Source organism: Aeromonas sp. 25-248, assembly GCF_053005425.1.
In genome coordinates this window covers 1-242 of sequence record NZ_JBRKTB010000048.1, presented here as the reverse complement: position 1 = coordinate 242, position 242 = coordinate 1, and the positions used below count along the sequence as shown (strand labels likewise).

1 protein-coding gene is annotated in these 242 nt (G+C 65.3%); it reads left to right on the top strand.

The window, feature by feature from the left end:
• Positions 1 to 242 (top strand): AMP-binding enzyme (locus ACVDHI_RS20835; RefSeq protein WP_447212481.1); only part of this gene is annotated, 242 nt, incomplete at both ends.

The following is a 242-nucleotide window of genomic DNA, read 5'->3' as shown; positions in this document are numbered from 1 at the left end:
GTGTCGAAGCGGGGATCACGCGGTCTGGCACCCGGGCGGGTATGTGGAGATCAAGGACAGATCCAAGGACAGCATCATCGCCGGCGGGGAGAACATCTCCAGCCTGGAGGTGGAGGACGTGCTCTATCGCCGCCCCGATGTGGAAGAAGATGCGGTGATCGCCATGCCGGACGAGACCTGGGGGGAGGTGCCCTGCGCCTACGTAAAGCTCAAGGAGGGGCGCGAGCTCACCCAGGCCGAGC